Source organism: Bradyrhizobium sp. (assembly GCF_004799445.1).
Classification (GTDB): Bacteria; Pseudomonadota; Alphaproteobacteria; order Rhizobiales; family Xanthobacteraceae; genus Bradyrhizobium.
The window spans coordinates 1-2,722 of the sequence record NZ_SSNA01000096.1 but is presented as its reverse complement, the minus strand read 5'-3'; the positions used below and the strand labels follow the sequence as shown (position 1 = coordinate 2,722).

Below are 2,722 nucleotides of genomic sequence, written 5' to 3'. Positions count from 1 at the left end.
AGCCAGCCCAGGGTAAAGTGATCAGTCGGCGCCTCGTCGTGCAGCCGCTGAAGCAATACCGAGGCGGGAATAAAAGCCTTGGCGTCGGGATGCTGTGCTGATTTCAGCTTGGGCCTCCTCACCACATGCTCGGCGCTAGGGCCGACCGAAACGGATTGAGCGATTTCAACTCCCATTCGCCAGGACGAAGCACCGCGCGCGATTGCACCGTTGAAAGGGTATTCCTGACGCGGTGGTTCAACTCGTCGATGAGCATCCTGGACCGGACTTCATCCTCCTTGTGTTTGCTGAGATCGATGAGCGATGCAAAATACCGAACAACGTTACCTCCCGCATCGCGAACCGGGCTGACGAAGAGCGCGGCCCAGAACTCGCTGCCATCCTTGCGGCGGTAGAGAACTTCCGTCCCGCTGCTGGACAAGCCTTCGAACTCGGCTTTAATTCGCGTCAGCGCCTCGGCATCCGAACCGTTTGCCATCAGAAAATTGAGGCTTTTGCCGAGCACCTCTTTGCAGCTGTACCCGGTTAACGAGAGAAAGCTGTCATTGGCAAAAATGATCGGGTTGTTGGGCTCGGTCGCGTCCATAAACAACATCGCCATTCGGGTTGTTTCGGCGGCAACGACAAACGGGCCGAGGTCCTTCCGAAAGCTCTCGACTTCGGCTTCGGCGTCTTGCTGCTCGTCCGATTTTTTCGTTATTTCCGACATGCCACGGGTCGAACAATCTGCCTTGCGGGCAATGTAGAGATGATGGTGGCGCGGACTTCTTGCTGAATCAACGCCATGATAGCGTTAATTACGGGGCTGCGACGGCCATTCATTGCGGTAAGTCAAGGCTCAGATTACCCGGACCTGCTGACTTATCCCATGATCGAACGGCTGAAACAGGGGTGGACGCAGACGAATGAAGCCGGAAGTTGGATCAACCTTTACCCCTCAGGCCGCACACCCTCCGGCGAAGGAAACGTCTGGGATCCCGCAGGCCGCACAGCCGGTATTGCCGATAATTCCGATAATTCCGGTCATAGTGAGACCCGCTCTCGCGGACGCACTCATCAAGGCCGCACCAGCGCAGGATTTCAATCTTGCCCGCGACCTGACCTTGTTTGCCCGTGTACTGCGGCGGGCCGAAGGCGGCCGATGGGTGATGGCGATCTTCCTTGCCTCCACCGCGGTCACCATTGCCAACATGTTCGGACAGGTGGAGCTCAATGATTGGAACGGCCGATTCTTCGACGCCGTGGGCCGCAAGGACCTGTCGGGCTTTGTCCATGATCTCTGGACGTTCCTTGTCATCATTGCCGTTCTATTGGCGCTCACGGTCGCAAACACCTTTCTCCAGGAGCGCCTGAAGTTTCGGTTGCGTGAATGGATCGCCCGCCACCTGCTGGTCGAGTGGCTCAAGCCGTTGCGCGTCTATCAGCTTAGCTTTGCCGGCCAGTACGGCCGCAACCCGGACCAGCGCATCCAGGAGGATACCCGTCTGCTCGGCGACTACAGCGCCGATCTCGGCTGCGGCATCGTCTATTCCCTGCTTCAGATCGTCGCTTTCGTCGGGGTGCTGTGGGCCTTGTCGGCGCAGGTCACGTTCCAGGTGGCGGGCTACGACATCGCCATTCCCGGTTACATGGTCTGGTGTGCCCTGGCCTATGCCTCGATCGGCTCAGGTCTGACCTGGCTCGTAGGTCGGCCGCTGATTGCCCTGAATGGCGAGCGATATGCGCGCGAGGCGGAATTCCGCTTCGCCCTCGTTCGGGTCAACGAATCCGGCGAGAGCATCGCGCTGCATGGCGGGGAGAAGGACGAACAACGACATCTCGAGGCCGCGCTCGCGGCTGTCGTGGATACCATGCGGCGGATCTCCTCCTCGCTCGCCCACCTCACCTGGATCACATCGGGCACGGGCTGGCTGTCGCTCGTCGTTCCGATACTCGTCGCCGCACCGGCCTATTTCGGCGGCAGCTTGACGCTGGGCGGCCTGATCATGGTGGCAGGCGCCTTCACCCAGGTGCAGGGAGCGATGCGATGGTTCGTCGACAACTTTTCGCGGCTCGCTGACTGGCGCGCCGCAGTCCACCGGGTGGCCCGCTTCCGCGAAGCGCTCGACAACCTGCCGGCGATCGAGGCAGACGCAGAGGAGATCAAACACGCGCTGCACCCGAAAGGATATCTCGCTTTCGAGGGCGTGCGCATCCTGCTGCCGGACGGACACATCGTTATCGACGACGCGACCGTCAGCATAGCACCGGGCGAGCGCGTGCTGATCGTCGGCGACACCGGTCGAGGAAAGTCGACGCTGTTCCGCGCCGTCGCGGGTCTCTGGCCGTGGGGTTCCGGGACCATCCTCACGCCTCCGCCCGGGGAGATGGCGTTCCTGCCGCAGCGGCCTTACCTGCCGCTGGGCACATTGCGCAACGCCCTGAGCTATCCGAGCGCCGCCGACGCTTTCCCCGAAGCGGATATTCGAAAAGCCCTGGAGCGGTGTGATCTCGGCAGTCTCATGGCCAAGCTCGACCGGACCGAGCGCTGGGACCAGGAACTGTCGCTCGGCGAACAGGAGCGCCTCGCCTTCGCGCGCCTCCTGCTGCACAAACCGGGCTGGGTGTTTCTCGATGAAGCGACCGCCGCGCTCGACGAAGACAGCCAGCGCCGCGTCATGCGCCTGTTCGACGATGAGCTGAAGCAGACGACCGTATTGAGCATTGGTCACCGTCCGGATCT

General features: G+C 61.4%; 2 protein-coding genes. One reads left to right on the top strand and one right to left on the bottom strand.

The features are described from left to right. Positions 1-118: 118 nt before the first annotated feature. Positions 119-709, bottom strand: coding sequence for a PAS domain-containing protein (locus E8A46_RS12645; protein ID WP_291561028.1), 591 nt, complete (start codon positions 707-709; stop codon positions 119-121). Between the two features lie 196 nt (positions 710-905). Here E8A46_RS12645 and E8A46_RS12640 point away from each other — a divergent pair. Continuing rightward, positions 906-2,722: ABC transporter ATP-binding protein/permease (locus tag E8A46_RS12640; RefSeq protein WP_291561026.1), on the top strand; the 1,817-nt coding region annotated here is incomplete at its 3' end.